This window comes from Streptomyces sp. NPDC097640, from assembly GCF_040302705.1.
In the GTDB taxonomy this organism is placed as follows: Bacteria; Actinomycetota; Actinomycetes; order Streptomycetales; family Streptomycetaceae; genus Streptomyces.
In genome coordinates, this window is the sequence record NZ_JBEOSB010000070.1 from 1 (window position 1) to 4,085 (window position 4,085).

Here is a 4,085-nt window from a genome sequence, read left to right on the forward strand (position 1 = left end):
ACCGTTCCGCCGAAGCAGTTGCCGACCAGGTGCACCGGGCCGTGGATCTCCAGCCGGTCCAGCAGCCGTTCCAGGTCCCCGACGAAGGTGTCCAGACGGTAGCCGTGGGTTGGGCGTTCGCTGCGGCCGTGGCCCCGCTGGTCGTACATGACCACGTCGATCCCGGCCGCGGCCAGCCCGGGGCCCACGGTGAAGTAGTAGGAGGCCAGGCTGTCGGTGAGCAGGCCGTGCAGCAGCACGGCGGTGGGGGCCGCGCCGCTGCCGCCGGGCCCGGCGTGGCCGGGGCCGAGCCGCTGCACATGGAGCCTGACGCCGTCCGGCCCGCCGGTGTGGACCATGGCCATCGGTCAGCTCCCCTCGGCGGCCTTCAGGCAGCCGACGACGTACTCGACGAGGCGTCCCACACTGAGCTCGATGATCTCGTCGAGTTCCAGCCCGGCCACGAACTCGGCGAAGTTGACCCGTCTTCCGTATCGGTCCTGAAGGCTTCCCGCCAGGGTGACGAGGTCGATGCTCTCCAGCTCGAGATCCTCCATGAACCGGCTCTCCACGGCGATCTCGATGTCGTCCAGGCCGTACTCGTCGAGCATGGTCCGGAGCATTCCGGAGATCTCCGCGAGGACGGTCTCCTCGTCGTCCGCCGCGGGTGCCGCGGTGGTCTGCTTGGCGGTGCTCACGGTGTCTCCTTCACGGTTTGTGTTCCGGCGGGTCGCCGACCGGTCGGTTTCCTCACTCGTCGTCCGCCGGGCCGGTCGTCCAGGCCACGACGTAGTCCCTGGGTGGCAACCCGGGAGGGTTGGCCGTACGCGCGCTGTGCACCCGGTAGCGGCGCGGCCGCTCGGCGGCCGTGGCCACCTCGACCAGGAGCCGTTCCGGGTCCGCCGCGTCGAGCACGGTGACGTCCGGCCTGTGGCCCCTGCTGTCGACGCCCTCGGCCTTGGCGACCGCCTCCTTCGCCGCGCGCAGGGCCGCGGCCTCTTGCGCGGCGGTGTTCTGTCCGGTGATCTCCTCGATATGGATGCCGGGGCCCGGCCCGCCCGCGTGTCCCGGTGGGCGTGGCACTACCAGGGCCACCCCGGCCTCGGCCCGGCTCGCGAGCGTGACGTCCAGCGCGGGCAGCGTCCGGCCGTGCGCCCCGACGACGTACGGGCGGCCGTGCGCGTCCTCGCGCACCTGGATCTCGGCCGGGAAGACCGGCCCCTCTCCGCGCGCCCAGAGCCACTGCCGCACCGCGTCCTTGGCGGCGATCCGGCCCAGCAGCCACTGCCGGCGGCCGCGCGGGGCCTGTCGCTCGTACTCCAGGCGCTCGGCGCCGCCCAGGTGGTTACGCATGATCAGGTCACGGGACGCCAGGTCGGGCCAGCGCTCGTGGAGCAGCACCCAGCCACCGGGACGTGCCTGCGAGAGTGCGTTGAGTTCCGGGAAGCGCTCCACCGGCCGGGTGCTCGGATGATTATCGAAGCGGCGGTCCTGCCAGCCGTCGATCCGGGCCCACACCTGTCCGTCGACGAGCAGCTGGACGTCTGCTTCGAGCATGGTGTCGGTGAGCGAGAGGACTTCGATCGCACACTCCACCGGGGTGCCGGGGCGCGGGTGCGGTCCGAAGAGGCGTATGTGGCGCATGCCGACGGGAAAGACCACGGTCCGCTCGGTGCGGGTCGCCATGAGCCAGTAGCCGAGGAGCTGGCCCACATTGTCCAGCAGCGCGCCGGGCGCGGCCGGTGTGGTGATCGTGCCGCGTACGCGCGAGGCGCCGATCGCGGTGATCTCGCTGACGCCTTGGAACGCCGGGCCATGGAACATCAAGCGCTCGCCGTAGAGCTGGACCGCGGTGTGGGCGGGGGCGTGTTCGGCGGCCGGGTCGGCGGGCCAGGGGGCGGGGCGGGGGTGTGGGTGGCGGGGCGCGAGTTCCACCGTGGCGTGGGCGCTGTGGCCGAAGTCCACGGCGAGCCGGTCCGGGCCTTCGGGCGACGGCGCCACGGTGATGGGCACTTCGGCGGGCGGGGCGGCGGTCACCCACCGGCCGAACCGCGCGCCGTGCACCGCGACCGCCCGCCGCCCGGGGGCGGCTCGCTCCGCCGCGTCCATCAGGTGGCCGACGATCGTGGTCGCCGGGACGACCGGCCACCGGTCGGATTCGTCGGGCCAGCCGGGGGGTTGCCGGAAGAAGCAGTGGTCGCGCAGGTACGGCATGGTGTCGGTGGACACCGACAGCATGGTGCGCCAGGTGTCCGGGGTCGGGAGTGTCGGGGTCGGTGGCGGCGGGGTCGGCGGTCCGCCCGCGCGGCCCGCGACGGCGATGAGCTCGGCGGCGGCACCGGCCGTCTCCCGGAGCAGCGCGCCGAGCTCCGCCGCCATCGGGAGCCGCCCCGCCATCGCGTCCAGCGCGGATACGGTGTCCGCGCGGATGGACCGCTGCGGACCAGGGGCGGTGGAGGCCAGCTCGCGGCGCAGCCCGGTGAGGCGCCCCTCGTCCAGGGAGATCAGCGCGCCGCCCAGGTCGAGCCGCACCGGCTTTGCCGCCGAGGCGGACGGCCCGGTTGTGGGGCGCGGCAGGGACGGGTCCACCCGGGCGCCCTCCACCCACAGGGCGGTGGCCACCCGGCGCAGCTGGGCGACGCCGTCGCGGTGCGGCGAGTCGGCGGCCACCGCGAGATGTTCCGACCCGTGCAGCGTGTCGTTGATGAGCGAGGCCAGCTGTCCCGGGCCGACCTGCACGAAAGCCCGGAAGCCCGCCTCGTACAGGGCCTTCGTCAGCAGCCGGAAGCGCACCGGTTCGAGCAGATGCCGGACGAACAGCTCACGCACGTCGGCCTCGTCGGGCGGATAGGGTGCCGCGGTCGTCCCCGACCAGATGGGCACGCTCGGCGGGAACAGTTCGAACCGCTCCGCGGCCGCTCTGATCGGCCCCAGGTAGGGCGCCAGCATGGGGGTGTGGAAGCCCGACTGAAAGGGCAGGACGTGCCCGATCACCCCCTCGGCACGCAGCCGTCGTACGAACGCGTCGACATCGGCGTGCGGCCCGCACACCATCGACTGGCTCGGCGCGTTGTCGTGGGAGAGCACGACCCGGCCGTCCCTGCCGCCCGCACCTTCCGCGAGCGCGGCCAGCACCCGCTCGGCGGGGGCGCCCAGCACGCCGAAGGCCAGTCCGGGCACGCGCAGCGCGTCGGGGTCGAACGAGTCGAGGAACTCATCGGCCGCGGCGCCGGAGTGCAGACCGGCGGACACCATCGCGGTCCATTCGCCGACGCTGTGTCCGGCCACCGCGTCCGGCACCACCCCCATCCGCCGCAGCGCCCGGTCCAGCAGTCGGCCGACGGCGAAGACGCCGACGCCGTGGCGGCCGATGTCACCGACCGCCGCCCGGCCGTCGGCCGCTCCGACGGTGGCGGGGGAGAGGCCGAAGTACTCGGCGACGCCGTCCACCCGTGGCGCGAACTCGGCTTCCAGGCCGGGGAAGACGAACACAACCCGTCCCTCGCTCAGCAGCGGAGCGGGCGTGAACCACACGTCGTTGCGCCCACGCCACGAACCCGCCTTCGCCACCACGCGCCGCGCCAGCGCCAGTCGCTTGGCGGTCGGCCCGACGATCCCGAGCCTCGCCCGGCCCGCCGCGGGCGCGGTGGCCCGCAGCGCAGCGTCGTCCGACGTAAGCCACGCGGCCAGCCGCTCCGGCGTCTCGGCCGCCAGCGCGAGTACGCGCTCCGGTTCGGTGACCTGGGCCCTGGGCGCGGTGGGGGCGGCGGGTGCCGCGGTGCTCGGCGCGTGAGGTCCGGTGGGCGTGGCCGTCCCCGGTACGGCGGAGTACGTGGACGCAGGCTGCGCGGCCGTGGCGTCCGGCATACCGGCGACGGCGCCGGACGTGGCCGCGCCCGTGCGCGCGATGGGGCCGACGGCGTCAGGTGCGTCGACACCCGGTCCGGCGGCCACCGCCATCGCCGTGGCCGGCGGCCGCGGGCTTGGGGGCGTCGGGGGCCGAAGGGCCCTCAAGGGGGCCTGCTCCAGCACCACATGTGCGTTGATCCCGCCGAACCCGAACGCGTTGACCGCCGCGCGGCGCACCCCCGTCCCCGGGCCGGTCT

Annotated in this window: 3 protein-coding genes; all 3 read right to left on the reverse strand. The window is 74.5% G+C overall.

Annotated features, from left to right (window positions below; all coding sequences use genetic code 11):
• Positions 1-344: alpha/beta fold hydrolase (locus tag ABTY62_RS47290; protein ID WP_352135594.1), on the reverse strand; the 344-nt coding region annotated here is incomplete at its 3' end.
• Positions 345-347: 3 nt separating this feature from the next.
• Positions 348-677 (reverse strand): phosphopantetheine-binding protein, encoded by a 330-nt coding sequence (locus ABTY62_RS47295; RefSeq protein WP_352135595.1) that lies wholly within the window; start codon positions 675-677, stop codon positions 348-350.
• 52 nt (positions 678-729) lie between these two features.
• Positions 730-4,085: acyltransferase domain-containing protein (locus ABTY62_RS47300; RefSeq protein ID WP_352135596.1), on the reverse strand; the 3,356-nt coding region annotated here is incomplete at its 5' end.